Source organism: Desulfovibrio sp. 1188_IL3213 (assembly GCF_036763145.1).
Taxonomy (GTDB): domain Bacteria; phylum Desulfobacterota; class Desulfovibrionia; order Desulfovibrionales; family Desulfovibrionaceae; genus Desulfovibrio.
Genome location: NZ_JBAIYR010000738.1, coordinates 1 through 255 on the forward strand (window position 1 = coordinate 1; position 255 = coordinate 255).

The window sequence follows — 255 nt, forward strand, 5'->3', positions numbered from 1 at the left end:
CGGCGGTTTCATCCGGCAGTATGGCCGTATATGCTGCCCTGGAGGCGTCATCCACACATACATGCAAATATTCCCAACCTGGCCGCCGCCGACGCACTTGCCGCGTCCCCGCCTTCCTATGCCCAACGCCATCAATTTTGCCGAGACGCTTGATGTCCAGGTGGAGCATCTGGCCCGGCTTCTCCCATTGATAACGCCGTATCGGCTCTTTTTTCTCCAAAGAAGAAAGCCGGGAGCAGCCAAGCCTGCGCAAAG

General features: G+C 58.0%; 1 pseudogene. It reads right to left on the reverse strand.

The window, feature by feature from the left end:
• Nucleotides 1–255: pseudogene (locus V6C16_RS15045) on the reverse strand (IS481 family transposase); the annotation flags it as partial.